Genomic DNA, 15,089 nt, shown 5'->3' with positions numbered 1-15,089 from the left:
CTGGCAAGAAATAGGGGTGATTACTTCACATGGGCCGACCGCGCGCACCACGGCACAAGCGACTGACGCAGAACCAGCGTTTTGCCATCGTGCGCAAGCGTGCCGAAGGGGTGCCAATCGAGGATCTGGCCCGTGAATTCGGCGTCACGACCCGCAGCATCTTCTACACGTTGAAGGCCGATCAAAGCCGCAAGTTGGATGCGCGTGTGCGCTCCGAACTGGTGAATGTCCGGCTGACGCCAAAGGAGCTTGCGAGCTTTGATGCGGTGCTGACGCGGCATGATATCAACAGCCGCGCGGAGGGATTGCGGCGGTTGATCCATGCCTCAAACGATCTCTTTCTTCCCGACGATGAACTGGCCAATCAGATGCAGGGGCTCTCTGCCTCGCTCAATCGCGCCGGCAACAACGTTAATCAGATTGCGCAGCGCCTGAATGAGGCAAAGCGACAGGGTAAGACGCCGCCCTACGGCAATTCCGCCCATGCCCAAGTGCGCGCCTTGGCCGGGCTGATCTTCGACATCGCGGACCAGGTTCAGGACATGGCGCAGCGCCGCCGCAGCGCGCTGTCCGGCGAGGTTGCCCGCGTTCTGGGAGGCTTTGCCGATGGCCCGGAATAGCGCCGTTGCCGCCGCGCAGGAGGCCTTCTTTGATCTCGACTGGAGCCGCATTCGCGGCAGCGTCCCGCGTACCCGTGCCAAGCAAATGGCCCGCGCCGCCATGGGGCATTCCCCCGCGATCTTCAAAGCCATTCGCGACGGGGGCACACACAACAAATCGCAGCTGCGCAACCAGCTGGAATACCTGACCACCAAGTCGAGCTTCATAATCGACAGTCGTGGCTCCTATGACGGTCAAAGCAATCTGTCAGCCAAAGAGATCGAGCAGGTCGCACGCCGGTTTTCAGCGCAGTGGAATGAAGGATTCCACCCAAAGCTCGGGCACACTTCTCATCTATTGATGGCTTTCCCGATTGGCACGCGCGGCGAGGATGTCGCCGAGATCACGCGCGAGATTTGCGAGAGGTTCTTTCAGGGCGAAGGCAGCCACTTTGACTACATCGCCGCCGTGCATGAGGACCGGGACCACCCGCACGCCCACATCGTTCTGAACCGGCGCAGCAAGGACGGTGAATTCTTCTTTCTGAAGGAAGGGCACCACTTCAACTACGACAGTTTTCGCGAGGCGATGGTCGAGGTGTCGGACCGCTATGGGCTGCGCCTTGAAGCGACGCGAAAGCTCGAACGTGGGGTGACGACAAAGACGCCAAGCGATGTAGATCAGCGTCGCGCGAAAGCCACGGGGCAGCAGCCGACCGAACGAGAGCGTGTGGGAGCAGAGCTTGACCGTGCCTTGGCTGAAGTCGCCCAGAACGCGCGGCTTTATCGCGGCCTGGCTGCCGAGGCCTCGCGCGAGAACCAGCATGACATTGCAGCTGCCTTGGACAAGGCCGCGATGCTTTTGGCGCAGGGCAAACCGATAGAAGCAGATGGAAAGGTATATGGCATGGCCGAAGAACAGCATTCGTTTGATGAGGTCGTGGATGCCTTTCACGACAAGATCAACCAAGCTGAACTCATTGTGGCGGACGCGCCTGTAGAGCGGCGCACGGCGCTCGAACATGAGCTGAACGACATCTATCGCTCTTTGTCACATCTGAGCCCAATGGGAACGCAGTCCCACACCTTGCTTGAAGACGCGTCCAAGAGTGGGATTTATTCCGCTGCGAACATACGGGCCGAGGCCCAAGGCGCTTTGCAGGATCCGGCGCTTGCCGAACGCCTCGAACAGGCTTTGAAAGGCACCGGCATTGACGCGCAAGAGGTGACACGTCGTGTCGAAATCGGCGCGGGTAATGCCGCGCTCGAGCGGCAATGGCTTGGGCAGGATCTGAAGGCGATTGCCGAAAAGGAAGGCTTTGACCTGTCACGCGCCGATGAGCTCGAGAAAGCGATCGACCGCCTTGACCAAGTGCACAGTGATCTTGGTCGATTGTTGGCTGATGCTGAGGTTCTCAAGGATAGTGGGTCGGTGGAGCCTGACCGGCAGGAAGCCATCACCGACCGGCTTCCGCCGATCACTGCTGAAATCCTGAGCCGTATGAGGGACAACCCAACCGCAGATCCATTCCGCAGCGATCTGGAGCGCGAGACCTTCAGGGCCGAACTGGAGGATCTGGCCGGTGAAGAAAACACCCCGGACTTGGCAATTGGCGATGAGACTGCGCTGGAGGAACATATCGAAGACCGCCTGGACCGGCTCTATGCGGCCAAGGCCTATCTGCAGAGCGATGCCGCTCTGGCGAACAGTGTGGCGATGGAGCACGTCCTCGACGAGATCGCCAATGAAGAAATCGACATTCAACGCGCGCGGCACGTCGATGCCGATAGCGAAAAGGGCATGACGCATGGGTAAGGCGCGGATCGCACTTGGCGTTATGAGCTTTGCTCTTCTGGGAGCGGTGTTGGGCTATGTTCTGGCGGCAGCCTTTCTGACATTCCGATGGTTCGGGGTTGGGGCGGATATCGATTTCCTGATGCTGGGGCGTGGCTATTGGGATCTTCGAGCGACCCATCCGGGCGATATACAGATCGTTCACTTGATTGTCGGGATCAGCACCAGTGCCGGTATTTTGCTCAGTGCCGTCCTGATGAACGATGTGCTGACCAAATTTGGGGAAACCCACTGGCAGCACATGTCCGAGATGAGGCGGAACGGCTTTTTCGGCAAGCCTGGCCATGGCTTCGTCCTCGGCAAAATGGGCAAACCCAAGAGCCGCAAACCCTTCGTGATGTCCAAGGTGTTCCCCCATGCCCTGATCGTCGCCCCGACCGGGCGCGGTAAGACGACGGGTTTCGTCATCCCGAACCTTCTGACCTATCAGGGCAGTGCCGTGGTGCTGGATGTGAAGGGCGAAAACTTCGAGGCGACGGCACGCCATAGGGCAGCGCGGGGCGACAAGGTGTTCCGGTTTGCGCCCACTGATTGGAAGGATGGCCGCTCGCACCGGTACAATCCTTTGCTGCGAATATCGGCGCTGGAAAACGTCGACCGCCAACAGATGGAGCTGCAACTCCTGGCCTCGCTGTTTCTGCAAGCAGATAACGACCGCGTCCAAGGGCTCCTCGATGGCGGTATCGATCTGTTCGTGGCGGCAGGGCTTTTAGCGTTCGAGCGCAAGCGACCGACCCTGGGCGAGATCTACCGGATCACGGCCTCTGGCGGTGACAAGCAAAAGGAATATCGCCGCCGCGCCGATGAAGTGGTCAATCCAGCCGCCAAGCTTATCTTCATGCGCATGGCCTCGACCAACAATGACACGCTGACGTCTTATCTGTCGCTCTTGATGACATCTGGCCTCAAACAATGGTCCAACCCCGCCATAGACCGGGCAACCGCAACATCAGACTTCGATTTCCGCGACATCCGAAAGACGCCGTTTTCGGTCTATCTCGTGGTTGAGCCGCTCATGGTGAAACCCCTCGCGCCACTGATCCGCTTATTCTTTTCCGATTTGCTGGCATCGTTGCAGGACCATGAACCCGGCAAAGACGAGCCTTGGCCGGTGATGATTATGCTCGATGAGTTCAACCGCCTCGGCAAAATGCCCATCGTTCTGGACAGCATCGAAACTCTGCGCTCTTACCGCGCCAATCTCGCGATCGTCACCCAGACCATCCCTGCGCTCGATGAAATCTACGGCGAAAATGCCCGGCGTGCCTTGCAGGGCAACGCGGGCATCAAGCTCTATCTGACCCCCTCAGATGAAAAGACCATCGAAGAGCTCAGCAAAGCCGTTGGCAAAACTACCAAGCGCGTTGTGACCCGCTCACGGTCGGTCGGCCGCAACCCATTCGCGGGGCGCAGTATGTCTGAACGGACGGAAGAGACGCCTTTGTTACCTGAGGATGAGGCCCGTCGCATGGATCTTGATGACATCGTTCTGGTGGTCGACGCGCAAATGCCCGTGCGCGCCAAGCGGATCAAATACTATGAGGATCGGTTCTTTAAGCAGATCTTCGACAAGCAAACCGGCGATCTGCCATATCCGTCAGCTGGTGACCAGATGCGCGGGCTGCAAGGGCAGATCAAGGCGCTGGAGGCTAAGATTGGAGCGCTTGAGATGCCGAAAGCGGTTTCAGGTGACGGCTCTGGAGGTGGTGAGAAACGGCGCGATGAGATTGAAGAATTGGCGTCCGGTAGTCAAAATGCTCAGTCAGATGAACAGGCCAGTTTGGGTGATTATCAGGCCGGAACTGAAAGGGTGGAACGGTTCATGGAAGAGGCTGCTCGGAGATAACGGGCCGATTCCAGACTTTCGCTGCAGGTGCAAATTCACTTCTAGGCTAAGAATTCTTAGTTGGTTCGACGTCAAGAACGATGACGTCAAATCGCTCCCGTTGTTCCTGCGACAGCATTTCCTTCAAGGTTCGTTCCAAATCTTTTGCGTTGGAAGGTTTAGCGATTCCTGCTGGTGCCTTTGGTAGCGCTCCGGCGCTCAATCCAAACCAAAAAACCAGATAGATACCGAAGCCGTCCGCACCTGGATCATCGGCATAGTCTTGAAGTTGCTCCGTAACTGCCGTCCACAATTCAGTGTTGTAATGGCGCTTTGCTTCTATTGGCAGGTTTCTTCCAGCCCCGGTTGCAAGGAGAATGTCTGCCCTTCGCCCACCAGCTCGCTGCGCTTCTGACAAAGCCAAATCAACGGAAAAGCTTTCCAACTTTGGCCGAATGACGGTCAAGGCCTGGTCTCGGCAGACATTTTCGATTTTTGGATTTACAGCCTTCCCGTTTTTGTCGGTATTCCAATAGCCACTCCAAGCAGGAAGATCTCCTCGGCTAATCTCTTCCTGATAGCCCCTGAGGACCTCAACCATAACGGCGCGGAGGTCTGATGCGTTGATAGGGGGACCTCCGGCCAATGTCTCTTGGACCTGCTTTGTTGATGGATGATTGAAAGTGTCATCCCTTATTTGCTTCAAGTTGTTGGAAATTGCGTGGCGGAGTTCACTTTCCCAGGCTTTCAGAACAGGCAAATCACGCAGCTGAGTGAGCGTTTTTCTTGCTTCTCGATCGGCGATTTCAGCCAAGCTGTTGATTGAGTGCTGAATGGTATCTCTAGGGCCGAACATGTCGCCAGCAGGCGAGAATTCTGGTCCAAGAATTTCAACCACGGCTCCGTGATAAGAGAGTCTGTCATGTGTTCCAGCGAGTGGGAACGACTTAGTGACGGTTTCATTGACGTTTGAAAGCTCTGCCAGAGCCTTGCCGGCCTTTGCGAAGGTACTCAGAAATTGTTTTCTCCACTCGCAAGGGGAGATTGCAAATGCAACCACTGACCAGACTTGCTTATTTTCCTTTGAGACGGCGTTATCTGACATTTTCGCTTTACAGACTTTCAGAATTTCCTCGGCAGGCCACTGATGTACAGTTGCTTTGACCAATGATCTCAGAACTTTGGGAGGGAAATCATGGCGCTTGTCAAACAACTTAGACAACGCCAGGGACGCAGTTTTTGATCGTGTTTTGCCGCAGGAGAAGTCATGAACCAAATCGATGTCGATTGTATCGTCACCTTGTTTTAGCGCGATACGGGCGTCCAGCTCTCCCAGCCAAAAACTGACCAGCAAGTCGCTTGCAAGCTCGCCCTCATGATCCAGCTTGCGAAGTGCCCAGCCTTTCAACTGGCTCCGATGCTCTTCGTCTTCGCAAAAGAACCTATTCAGGAGGACCAATAAGGCGGCTTCAAGGGGTAACTTATCCAGCGCCTGAACGTTCTCTTCCTTCATGTGAATGCTTACCGCTGCTACGATGGCGGTTTCCATGCAGTTACGGCTTTGTTTCGCCCGTAAGCGCCCAAGCTCGGACACAGAGATACCGAGCCCTATTTCAGCTCGACGCATGAAACCGGCTATGATCGAGTCGGAAATTTCAGCTGTGAAATGGTTTTGGAGGTTGTCTGTCGACCACTCGCGCTTCAAGCTATCCACAAAACCGAAATAGACCATCGCTGCATGGTCGAGGTTACCTTCTCCGGACCTTAGAAGCGAGTGGCCCTTGTCCCAGTTTTCGATTCTCTTTGCTCGATCACTCTCGGCCTCCAACGCTCGCTCAGCTTTGTTTGCCGCTTGCCTACCCATGTGTTCAGGAATTTTGCAGCTCACCAAACTGGAAAGAATTACTCCCTCACCAAGATTCTCTTTGATTACGTCATAGGCGTCCCAGTAGACGGGCGCTGGACCATCCAATCTTCTGCAAACATCTGCAACGGCTGCGAGCAGTCGCTTATCGGCATCTTCGATGGGTTTCGCATCCACCAACGCAATGAAATCACTACCAAATAGCTTCGAGTAGAAGCCTCGGGCCAACGCCCGTAGACTTGCCATTGAACTCTGCTTTTCTTTCGGTTTGACCCAAGGAGAAATCAGCCCTCGAATGCACTTTTCAGATGGAGCCCGACCGGTCGCTTCCGTGAAGTTGAAATATGGCATCCATGGCCCGTCGTCCGGAGTTACCGAGTTCAAGACTTCTTTGAATAGCATAGTTTCATTGTCAGGGGCCTTGTCCAGCCATTCGGCGACCGCTTTCTTCGTCTCCCTTGAATCATTGTTCCAACGATTATGGCCAGCATTCTTCAGCCACTTCCAAAGAGTATTCGCAGTCAGTAGCTCCTGAGATCGGATCGTTGCTGATAAGATCCGGTCCAGATCATGAGAGATCCCATAGCTTTTTCTACGTTTATCGGATTTGGGTCTCCAACTTTCGACGGGCACGTCGAAGAATTCCACAATTGGATCAGCCTCCAAGCGGCGCACCAGGCGCGAAAGACGTCCAATTGTGTTGTCTTCTTCCGATATTTCGTAGTCAGTGAATATGGAAATTACGTCTGAAAAACCTAGATCCTCCGCGTCAAAGCGTGCTGCGATGTAAGCGCGTAGATTTTCTCGTCCGTTTGAGGGAGGCTCTGTGTCTAAGTCGTCAAACAGGGATCGCATTGCTGCCTGGGGCCGCGCTTCTCCGTTCATCCATGCGTCAAAAGCTCTCCAGCGCTGCCACTCGGCGCGCTTGGGGTCCAATGCTATGCTTCGCAATAGCGGCCGCAAGCTTTCCACAGGTTTGCCTGTCGTGAGGATATCGTAAACAGTAGCAAGTGAGTGACCTGGTCCGGCATTGCCGTTCAATATAGCCTTCAGGGTGGGTGCCAAGTCTTCGCCTGCCAGGGTATTTAGCGCGGTATCGCCCTCACTATGCGAACGAAAGAACGGATCATCCCTATCGAGTGAGAGGAGTAACTGTTTACGTGTTTTGGCAGAAAAGGCACCGGCGTCCCCATAGGCCACGACCGTCAAAGGGTCCTTGGCACATAGAACTGCGGCGAGATCTTGCTTGCCCAGCTTTTCCAAATGAGCAGCCAGCCAAGCATATATCCCCCGCAGTTCGGTGGGGGATTTTTGATCTGTGGAGCAGATAAGAGCCAGTACGCGAGATAAAGGAACGCGCGAAATGTGCGAAGTACCTACGGCCCTCTTCGCCAGAAATCGTGCTGCAAGAAACTCGGCTACACTTCGGTGGATGGGCTCAAACTCTTCACCCTCTCCGGTAAACAAAGGCGTGTCGAGCGTCTCGTCGACAAGAGCATTTTCTAAACCTATCTCATCGGTTCGTTGGAGTTCAGTTGCATCGATGGTGCTTGGTAGCATGGCATTTGACGACCAAAATGCACGGGCGCCCGTAACAAGTAGCAGAGCGCTAAGCTCTTCTGCTGTGCTCAGTATTTCAGAAGCAGATTTTGCAGGTTGAAACCGACGTTCTTCATTGTTTTCGTGGCACAATTGGCTGGTTGCAGCTTCGAAGACATCATACCTAGTTTCGGGCCAATCGCCCTTTGCGGACACTACCTTTTCCAGTAGAATAAGGCTAAGTGGGTTTTCAAGGAACGCACCGGCACCCTTCTTTAATCCTTCGTCGTAGAATTGTTCAGGGCTTTCTATCCCAGTGGATGCGAGTATCGTAATCGCCTCTTCCCTCTCAAGGGGTAGCAACCTTGCAACGACGATGTCATCAGTATGCCCATACTGCTCATTGATTGCGTTTAAATCTGCGTCCTTACGCCAATCCTGTGATCGGCAGGATAAAAGCCAACCGTTTGGGCATTTTTTTTGCAGCGATATCGCAAGAAAATTGGCTTTATCTGCGGCGGAACCGTCAGAGCGATATTCGTCAAGAGCATCAAGATAAGCTCTCTCAGAGAAACAGTTTTCAGTCGGCGAATTTACCAGAGTTCTAACGTTGATCTTTTGAGAATGCGTGTCTTGAGCTTCTTGTCTCAAGACAGCAGATTTTCCCATACCAGGTTCGCCGATCAAGACCACGCGTTTGAAGCGTCGAAGGTCGCGAACAGAACGAATCAAGTGGGCGTCTTTGCTGATACCCTCAACAACGCTTACTCGGCGATCCAATGCGACTTGAGATGTTTTGGTATTCAAAAGTCGATCCACTCGAATTGTTCCATTGTCGGCCATAGCTCTACCGTTGCATGAAACCCCGTTGCAACAACCTTGTAGCGACGTTGTTCAGGCGCGATACTGGAGTGGGGAAGGACTAACGTCGTGTCCAGCACCTTCCGACGCTGCGGCGCAGCAATAGGGCGACTATCAAATGGCCGCTAAGGGCTCACTGCGTGAGGCCAACTAGCAGTAGTCATCGAATGTTTCGCCACGTTCCCAAGGCAAGCCTTGAGCTTCAGTCAGGGCCTTTTCCGCTCCGTCGCGCATAAAAAACGTGCCCTGGCTCTCATGAACAAACATTCCTTTTTCAAAGGTGATTTTTGAGATTGACCATGGTTTGATGGCGTCCTCGCCGTGTTCGCCGAGCAAGTAGATGGCATTATCTCCGCCAATCATCGCCACGTCTCCGACCTTTGTTTCTCCCCAAGGGGAAATTACTGCGACCGCCCCCTTCACCAAGCGGGATAGGTATTCTTTGAGTGGCTGTTCGGCTGCAGTGCCGGGACAAAGAGGAAATTCAGCTGGCACGCGCCAGTTGCGTTGAAGGGCTCCAACCGTCTTGGATGCGACCAGTTCTTCAACTGGTTCTTCAACCGTCGCTTGGCCCCGGCCAAAAACCCAGTCCCCAAGCCGGCCTCCTGTTGAGGCTTTTTCGGACGCTGCCCAACTAAGCATTCGCTGCCGACTGTATTCGGCTTCTGATCGCGAGACATTCCTCATCCACTCGAAATCTGCGGTGAGTGTCCCATTCTTCGGAGTTCGCGGGTCAGCGAGAAATTCCTCGATGCTGCCATACAAATTCTGGATCCGCTTCGCAGTGATCGGGTTGAGGAGAATATTCTCCAGGCGCGTGACCCATCGTAGGTTTTCAGGACGGTTGTTTCGGCGGTTTGTATCGATGTGATCTACCACATGACTCTTACTCGGTTGTTCTCCATGAAATGCTGTCGCAACAATCCGATGAAGTTTATGATCCGAGATGGTCATATAGCCATCGCTTTTGCTTGGATTTCCAAACGTCCAAGTCTCATCAAGCGGTCGCTTCCTCTGATCTTGCCGTGCACGGCGAAGGACCGAACCATTATCGCGAACGCAGTAGCTTTCCCCACGATAAATACACTCAACTTCCGTGTTGAAAATTGCCAATCCTTCCACGATCGGGCTCCTTCTATAATCTTTCAGCATATCACGCGGGACATCTTCCACCCTGAAATCGAAATGGTGTGTTGAGATCACGGCATCAAGGTTGAAAGGCGAGTTTGGCTGCTTGGCAACGCAGCATCAAGCTCGGACTCAATGTCCGTAGGGGCCGGTAGAATTGGGCTTGGGAATGATTTCGGGTGGGAGATAGGATGCTAAGGCATCGCGTATAAGTTTGAAATATGGTTGATATTAGCGGGGCAGAGATCGGATTGAACTATGAAGATGTTAGACGACGAAGACCTGCAAACACTTCAGCATGAAGTGCAGCGGTTGCTGGGTCGGTGCATGTTACGGCTACAACAGTATGAGCGGCTGATTAAAGCCATGGTGGCGCATCAAAAGGTCTCAGGACCGTTTCATGACTTGGAGCGGGCAAAGGCAACGCAGATTGACGAAGCGGCCCGCAAGACGCTCGGCACCTTGGTTGGTGATCTTCTTGGATCGTATATTGTTGCCGATGAGATCGACCCTCCCGAAATGACGACAACCAGTTCTCCAGAGAACGTCAATTGGTTCGCCATGCAGATGTCACTTGGCTTGCCGGATGCAGAGTTCGTCCGCGTTGAGAGTGATCTGAGAGAAATGGTAGTTCTAAGGAACAATTTGGTTCATCACTTTATCGACCAGCACGACCTCTGGAGCCCGGATGGATGTCGTGCCGCGCAAGATGCATTGATCATGGCATACGATCGTATCGACCATCACTTCGGACAACTTCGTGAATGGGCCGAAGACATGGACAAAATACGGCATACGATGTCAGAATTCTTGCAGTCGAAGGAATTCGAAGAGCTATTTGTCAATGGAATTGCCCCCGACGGAAAAGTAAATTGGGACGCCTCGGGCATTGTGAGCGCGTTGCGAGAAGCATTCGGTGCGTTAGCTGTCGGTGGGTGGGTACCTGTGGCTGCAGCTGGCAAATGGGTTGCCAAGCGTTACCCCGATCAACTGCCCGCCAAGTATGGATGCCTCAGTTGGCGACAGGTTGTGCATAACGCACCCATCTTAGAGCTTCGGTATCTTGAAATGGATGGACAGCGCACCGCTTGTTATCGTGAGAAGGATAGTTCCGCGACGCAGCAATAATTTCGCTAACGTTGCATGATAACTATGTTATATCCCACAGTCGCTTTGAAGTCTGCATGGCTACAAGTTCGATCTTGTGATTGCAGGGTAAGTGCGGAAACCTATTCTAGACGCTTCGCTCGATCTGCCACCCTCTGAACCATCGAAACGGTCGCACCACCTGCCTGACGTATCCCAGCCCCAGCGATTTCAGCATTTGACCTTGTCCCAAACCGTGCTCGCGCCCGGGACCCCTTGGTGCCGACCAATCCCTTGGCGAAGCCGTCGGGCCCCGGAATGCTTGGCGGTCCGGCCATCATGAAATTGCCCGAGATTGAACGGACGATCAGGGGGGTGGCGATGATCATGCCGCCAGCGAGGAACATCATCATGAAGAAGGGCACCAGCGCGCCGATGTTGCTTGCGCCGGAGGGATCTCCGAGTTCAGTCATGAGCGAGCGGGACATGCCGACGACGGTGGAAAACACGCCTGCGATTACGAGGGGGTAGAGCGCGTAGGACACCGTGCTGGACAGCCAGCGGTGGAAATAGTCTTTGCTGACGTCGAACAGCGAAAGCGCGATCATGATGGGAGCGATGCCGATCATGAAGGCCAGCATGATTTTCGCGAAGATCAGGACAAGGCCGCAAAGCGCGCCGATGACGCCGAGGAGGAAAGCGCCGATCGCACCGATCATGGCTCCGGCCATCCAATGCATGTTGTCACCGGCCGCGTTCAGATAGTCGCCAAATTCTTCGATGAGATCGTCGAAGGCCTCGGCAAAGTAGGATGCGCCTGCACCGCCGCCGCCAAGCCCGGCCACCATGCCGCCCGCGAGCTGGTCGAGCCCGCTGATGAGGGCGCTGGCTACTGCGTTGAATTGGACCCAGTTCATCGCAAAGAGGGAGATCAGCATGAGCTTGAGGGCGAACCAGAAGGCGGTCCGCCCATCCATGGATTTGTACTGAAACACCATGTTGAGGAAGATGCCGATCACCCCGAGCGTCGAGGCCACCGCAATGACGCTGCCAAGCTGTCCGGCGACGTTGCCAAAGGTGGTTTGGGCTGCGTCATCCAGAAAGTTATCGGTGGTCTCTACCATCCAAGTGACGACACCCATCGGATCCTCCTCGGTTTGGCTTAGGTGCTGTCACCAGTGCGACGTTTCAAGAAGGCCTTCAGGATATGCTCACCGTCGAAATCCGGCACGACGGAGACCAGCTCCCAGCCATCTTGGCCAAGGGCGGTCAGCTGCGTCTCGATCTTCGGTGGCTTTGTCTTGGCGGTTTTGATCTGTTCAATCTTGTATTCAAACATGGGCTGTTTCCTTTGAATGGGCCGGATCAACCGGCAGGTAGAATTCGGTAATGCCGCGCGCACCTTCATGGCGACCGGCTTGGATGATCACATCGATCGAGCGTGTGATGTAGTCGTTCATGTCCTGGTAGGTCATGGGCACATTTGTCTTCAGGGCTGCGATGGCGAGGCGCTGGACTGCCAGCTGAGGGGTTTCTGCGTGCAGCGTGGTGAGAGAGCCACCATGGCCGGTGTTGATCGCCTCAAGAAATGTCATGGCCTCTTTGCCGCGCACTTCGCCCAAGACGATGCGGTCCGGCCGCATGCGCAGGGTGGAAGTCAGCAGGACATCAGCGCTGCGCGTGGCTTCATCGCGATCAGACATCAGCGTGACGATATTGGGTTGCGTCGGTAGCAACTCAGCGGCCTCTTCGATGGTAACGATGCGCTCGTCGGCAGGCACGAAGGAGAGGATCTTGCGCGCAGTGACGGTCTTGCCGGTCGAGGTGCCGCCGGACACGATCATGTTGAGCTTGTGCGTTACGCAGAATTTGATCGCGGCGTCGATGTCGCCGGTGGCCACGACATCGCGCAGCTCGGAATTGCGTTTGCGTCTTGCCCCCTCATTGCTGCGCTCTTTTCCGAACAGGTAGGACAGTTTGATCTGATCCAATGGCAGGTCCGCAAAGAACCGCAGGGAAATCGCGTAGCCGCCATTAACAGCGGGGGGCTGGATGACTTGCGCGCGGATCGGGCGGTCACGGTAGGCGATGCTGACCGACACGATCGGTTTGGTCCGGCTGAGCGTGGTGTTCGCGGCGGACGCAATCTGATTGCCGAGGTCTTTGATCTCATTGGGCGAGAACTGTCGATTGACGCGCCGCATGAAGTGATCCCCCTGAAACTCGGCCCACAGCGTACCGTCAGGATTGATGCAAAGCTCGATCAGCTTGGGGTCACGCGCCTCGGGGATTTTGTCCATCGAGCTTTGCAGGTAGCTGGCAGCCATGATCAGAAGATCTCCAGATCGCGGTCGACCATCACGGTGACGCGGGCACCTTGATCGACATAGATCACGGGCGAGACAGAGAGATATTCGCCGATCGCGCTTTGGGCGCTGTCTTGCAGGTCATCGCCAATGCCCTCCAGAACATCAGAGGTGATCTCATCTTCGGTGTTTTGGGCTGCCACGGCGGGCAAGGCTCCGATCAGAGATATCAGGGCGGCTGACCCGAACCGCGTGCCAAAACGGCTGTCGACGAAACCGGTTGTGCCGGAGCGGCCCAGTTCATCGCCACCGAAGGCGCTGATTTCAACGGTCTGGTTGCTGGGCAGTATGATCCGGTCCCAGGCGATAATCACGCGTTGCTGTGCGATGTCGAGACCAGATTGATACCGCCCGATCAGACGCGCGCCGCGCGGGATCAGGATCCGTGAGCCGTCATAGGCGTGGACATCTTCCGATACCATCGCGCGGACCTGTCCTGCGAGCGAGCTGTCGATTGCTGTCTCAAGCACAGCCTGGATCATCGTGCCCTGAACAACTGTGTTTGACGGGTTCACGATCACTTGGGCTTGTGTCACCTCGGCAGGTTCAGCACCATTGCGGACAAAGTCTGTGTCGCCATCAAGCCGCCGTTGCTGCGTGGCGGTTTCATTGTTGCCGCTGCCCGAGCCGCCGAAAGCAATGATTGGGCTGGCGATACGGGCTTGCAGCTCTTCAAGTTCGGCTTGCCGCCGCCGTTCCAGCTCCTGAAGGCGCAGTTCCTCGGCCGTCGGGCCGGTTGGTGCAGGCGAGCGCGGGGCTTCCAGGCGTGCAAGCTCCAGATCGTTCTGCAGGCGCTGGATTTGCCGCGCACGTTCTTCCAACTCTTCGCGCAAGGCGGTTTGCGTTGCTTCTGCCTCGCTGCGCAGGGCGTCGATTTCTGCGCCCAAGGTATCCAGTGCCTCGAGGTCGACAGTTGGGGCTTCAGGTGCAGGTGCGTTGCGCATGGCTTCGAGCTCGCGCCGCATGGCGTCCATTTGCGCGCGCAGCTCTTCTGTTTCGCTGTCTGGTTCCGGCTCCGGCGGCGGGGTTGTGTCAATCGGTGCAGGCGTGGGCTCGAGCGCACCAAAGCCCGGTCCGGCTGCTTGGAACTCATCAGGAGACGCAGTTTCCAGACTTTCGGGGGCTGAGCCGCCAGAGAACAACAACATGAGTCCCCCAAGGGCTGCGATTGCCACAATGCCTAGGGCAATCGTGCCAGCAGACGGCCGCGATTTTCGGTTTTGTGGTTTTCCTTCAAGCGCTTCGAGGCGCTTCTTAAGCTCAGCTGTTTCACTCATCGGGATTTGCCTCGCTCATCTCTTGGATGCAAATCTCGTCCTCGCCGAGCCTGAGAACCCATCGATCGCTTACACCTGACACGCGGATCACTCCATCCGGTCGCGCGAGCGCATTCACGCTGCGCTCATTGCCGCCGGACCAACGAAAGATCGCAGGCAGCGGTGCGTTTGCGGCAAAGCGGAAGTAGGTGAAGGTGCCGTCATCCCAAATCTCGCGCGGGGTGATTTCGGACCGCGCGCTGACGCCATAGGCGTGGTTTGAAGGTTGGCTTGCGGCCACACGAGATTGACGTGGTGCCGCCTCAGGATAGGTGAAGCGAATAACGTAGAAGGTCGGCGAACTCGCCTCAGTGACGTTGAAATAATAGCTGCGCCGATTTGTGTAGACGGTGATGTTTGTATGTGCGCCGCGCGTAACAGGCTTGATCGCAAAAGCCTGGCCACCGGGTACGCCGTCGAGAAGGAACCCTTCAGTGTCGCCCGCAATGATCGAGCGGATGGTCTCGCCTTGGCCAAACTCGATGCTGGTCACATGGGTCAGGCTGGTGCGGATGCGGTAGACCTGCCCATCCTGATAGGTGGCCAACCGGACGCGGGCATCATAGGGGCCTTGGCGCGGCTGGGTTTCTGCATAGGCGATGCCAGAAAGCGGTACGAGGAAAGCGAGGATCAGGAACAGGCGGCGCATT

At 55.6% G+C, this 15,089-nt stretch carries 11 protein-coding genes; 4 read left to right on the top strand and 7 right to left on the bottom strand.

All coding sequences use genetic code 11. The features are described 5' to 3' along the window. Positions 1-29: 29 nt before the first annotated feature. The 3 genes from AC2FLB_RS03555 to AC2FLB_RS03545 are packed head-to-tail and all read left to right on the top strand — an operon-like array spanning position 30 to position 4,300. Positions 30-620, top strand: coding sequence for a hypothetical protein (locus tag AC2FLB_RS03555; protein ID WP_496708635.1), 591 nt, complete (start codon positions 30-32; stop codon positions 618-620). After that, positions 607-2,415, top strand: a complete 1,809-nt coding sequence (locus AC2FLB_RS03550) for a relaxase/mobilization nuclease domain-containing protein (protein ID WP_496708634.1) — start codon at positions 607-609, stop codon at positions 2,413-2,415. Before AC2FLB_RS03555 ends, AC2FLB_RS03550 begins: the two co-directional genes overlap by 14 nt. After that, complete coding sequence (locus AC2FLB_RS03545) at positions 2,408-4,300, top strand: type IV secretory system conjugative DNA transfer family protein (protein ID WP_496708633.1); 1,893 nt, start codon at positions 2,408-2,410, stop codon at positions 4,298-4,300. The genes AC2FLB_RS03550 and AC2FLB_RS03545 overlap by 8 nt, the downstream gene beginning before the upstream one ends. Positions 4,301-4,346: 46 nt before the next feature. On the opposite strand, the gene AC2FLB_RS03540 is transcribed toward AC2FLB_RS03545, so the two are convergent. Together AC2FLB_RS03540 and AC2FLB_RS03535 are read right to left on the bottom strand one after the other, a co-directional pair. After that, positions 4,347-8,525: an NACHT domain-containing protein gene (locus AC2FLB_RS03540; RefSeq protein WP_496708632.1), complete on the bottom strand. Its 4,179-nt coding sequence runs from the start codon at positions 8,523-8,525 to the stop codon at positions 4,347-4,349. A 168-nt stretch (positions 8,526-8,693) separates the two neighbouring features. Continuing rightward, positions 8,694-9,665, bottom strand: a complete 972-nt coding sequence (locus tag AC2FLB_RS03535; RefSeq protein ID WP_496708631.1) for an HNH endonuclease signature motif containing protein — start codon at positions 9,663-9,665, stop codon at positions 8,694-8,696. A 264-nt stretch (positions 9,666-9,929) separates the two neighbouring features. Here AC2FLB_RS03535 and AC2FLB_RS03530 point away from each other — a divergent pair, with 264 nt between their 5' ends. Further along, positions 9,930-10,799 carry an OST-HTH/LOTUS domain-containing protein gene (locus AC2FLB_RS03530; protein ID WP_496708630.1) on the top strand — a complete coding sequence of 290 codons (870 nt, stop codon included), beginning with the start codon at positions 9,930-9,932 and terminating at the stop codon, positions 10,797-10,799. A 101-nt stretch (positions 10,800-10,900) separates the two neighbouring features. On the opposite strand, the gene AC2FLB_RS03525 is transcribed toward AC2FLB_RS03530, so the two are convergent. The 5 genes from AC2FLB_RS03525 to AC2FLB_RS03505 are packed head-to-tail and all read right to left on the bottom strand — an operon-like array spanning position 10,901 to position 15,088. Then, positions 10,901-11,899: a TrbL/VirB6 family protein gene (locus AC2FLB_RS03525; RefSeq protein ID WP_496708629.1), complete on the bottom strand. Its 999-nt coding sequence runs from the start codon at positions 11,897-11,899 to the stop codon at positions 10,901-10,903. Between the two features lie 20 nt (positions 11,900-11,919). Next, positions 11,920-12,096 carry a DUF4177 domain-containing protein gene (locus AC2FLB_RS03520; RefSeq protein ID WP_496708628.1) on the bottom strand — a complete coding sequence of 59 codons (177 nt, stop codon included), beginning with the start codon at positions 12,094-12,096 and terminating at the stop codon, positions 11,920-11,922. Next, a complete protein-coding gene (locus tag AC2FLB_RS03515; protein ID WP_496708627.1) occupies positions 12,089-13,084 on the bottom strand; it encodes an ATPase, T2SS/T4P/T4SS family in 996 nt (331 codons plus the stop codon). The genes AC2FLB_RS03520 and AC2FLB_RS03515 overlap by 8 nt, the downstream gene beginning before the upstream one ends. A gap of 2 nt (positions 13,085-13,086) precedes the next feature. Next, positions 13,087-14,400 carry a TraB/TrbI/VirB10 family type IV secretion system protein gene (locus tag AC2FLB_RS03510; protein WP_496708626.1) on the bottom strand — a complete coding sequence of 438 codons (1,314 nt, stop codon included), beginning with the start codon at positions 14,398-14,400 and terminating at the stop codon, positions 13,087-13,089. Beyond that, positions 14,393-15,088 carry a TrbG/VirB9 family P-type conjugative transfer protein gene (locus tag AC2FLB_RS03505; RefSeq protein WP_496708625.1) on the bottom strand — a complete coding sequence of 232 codons (696 nt, stop codon included), beginning with the start codon at positions 15,086-15,088 and terminating at the stop codon, positions 14,393-14,395. Before AC2FLB_RS03505 ends, AC2FLB_RS03510 begins: the two co-directional genes overlap by 8 nt. Position 15,089 lies beyond the last annotated feature (1 nt).

It is taken from the genome of Ruegeria sp. CDSA236 (assembly GCF_059611285.1).
Note: the sequence above shows the minus strand (reverse complement) of the source record. Positions and strands in the feature narration are given on the sequence as shown.

Bases quoted from the DNA above. Each gene is read 5' to 3' on its own strand.
- AC2FLB_RS03555 (WP_496708635.1), top strand. From the start codon at position 30: ATGGGCCGACCGCGCGCACCACGGCACAAGCGACTGACGCAGAACCAG.
- AC2FLB_RS03550 (WP_496708634.1), top strand. From the start codon at position 607: ATGGCCCGGAATAGCGCCGTTGCCGCCGCGCAGGAGGCCTTCTTTGAT.
- AC2FLB_RS03545 (WP_496708633.1), top strand. From the start codon at position 2,408: ATGGGTAAGGCGCGGATCGCACTTGGCGTTATGAGCTTTGCTCTTCTG.
- AC2FLB_RS03540 (WP_496708632.1), bottom strand. From the start codon at position 8,525: ATGGCCGACAATGGAACAATTCGAGTGGATCGACTTTTGAATACCAAA.
- AC2FLB_RS03530 (WP_496708630.1), top strand. From the start codon at position 9,930: ATGAAGATGTTAGACGACGAAGACCTGCAAACACTTCAGCATGAAGTG.
- AC2FLB_RS03525 (WP_496708629.1), bottom strand. From the start codon at position 11,899: ATGGGTGTCGTCACTTGGATGGTAGAGACCACCGATAACTTTCTGGAT.
- AC2FLB_RS03520 (WP_496708628.1), bottom strand. From the start codon at position 12,096: ATGTTTGAATACAAGATTGAACAGATCAAAACCGCCAAGACAAAGCCA.
- AC2FLB_RS03515 (WP_496708627.1), bottom strand. From the start codon at position 13,084: ATGGCTGCCAGCTACCTGCAAAGCTCGATGGACAAAATCCCCGAGGCG.
- AC2FLB_RS03510 (WP_496708626.1), bottom strand. From the start codon at position 14,400: ATGAGTGAAACAGCTGAGCTTAAGAAGCGCCTCGAAGCGCTTGAAGGA.
- AC2FLB_RS03505 (WP_496708625.1), bottom strand. From the start codon at position 15,088: ATGCGCCGCCTGTTCCTGATCCTCGCTTTCCTCGTACCGCTTTCTGGC.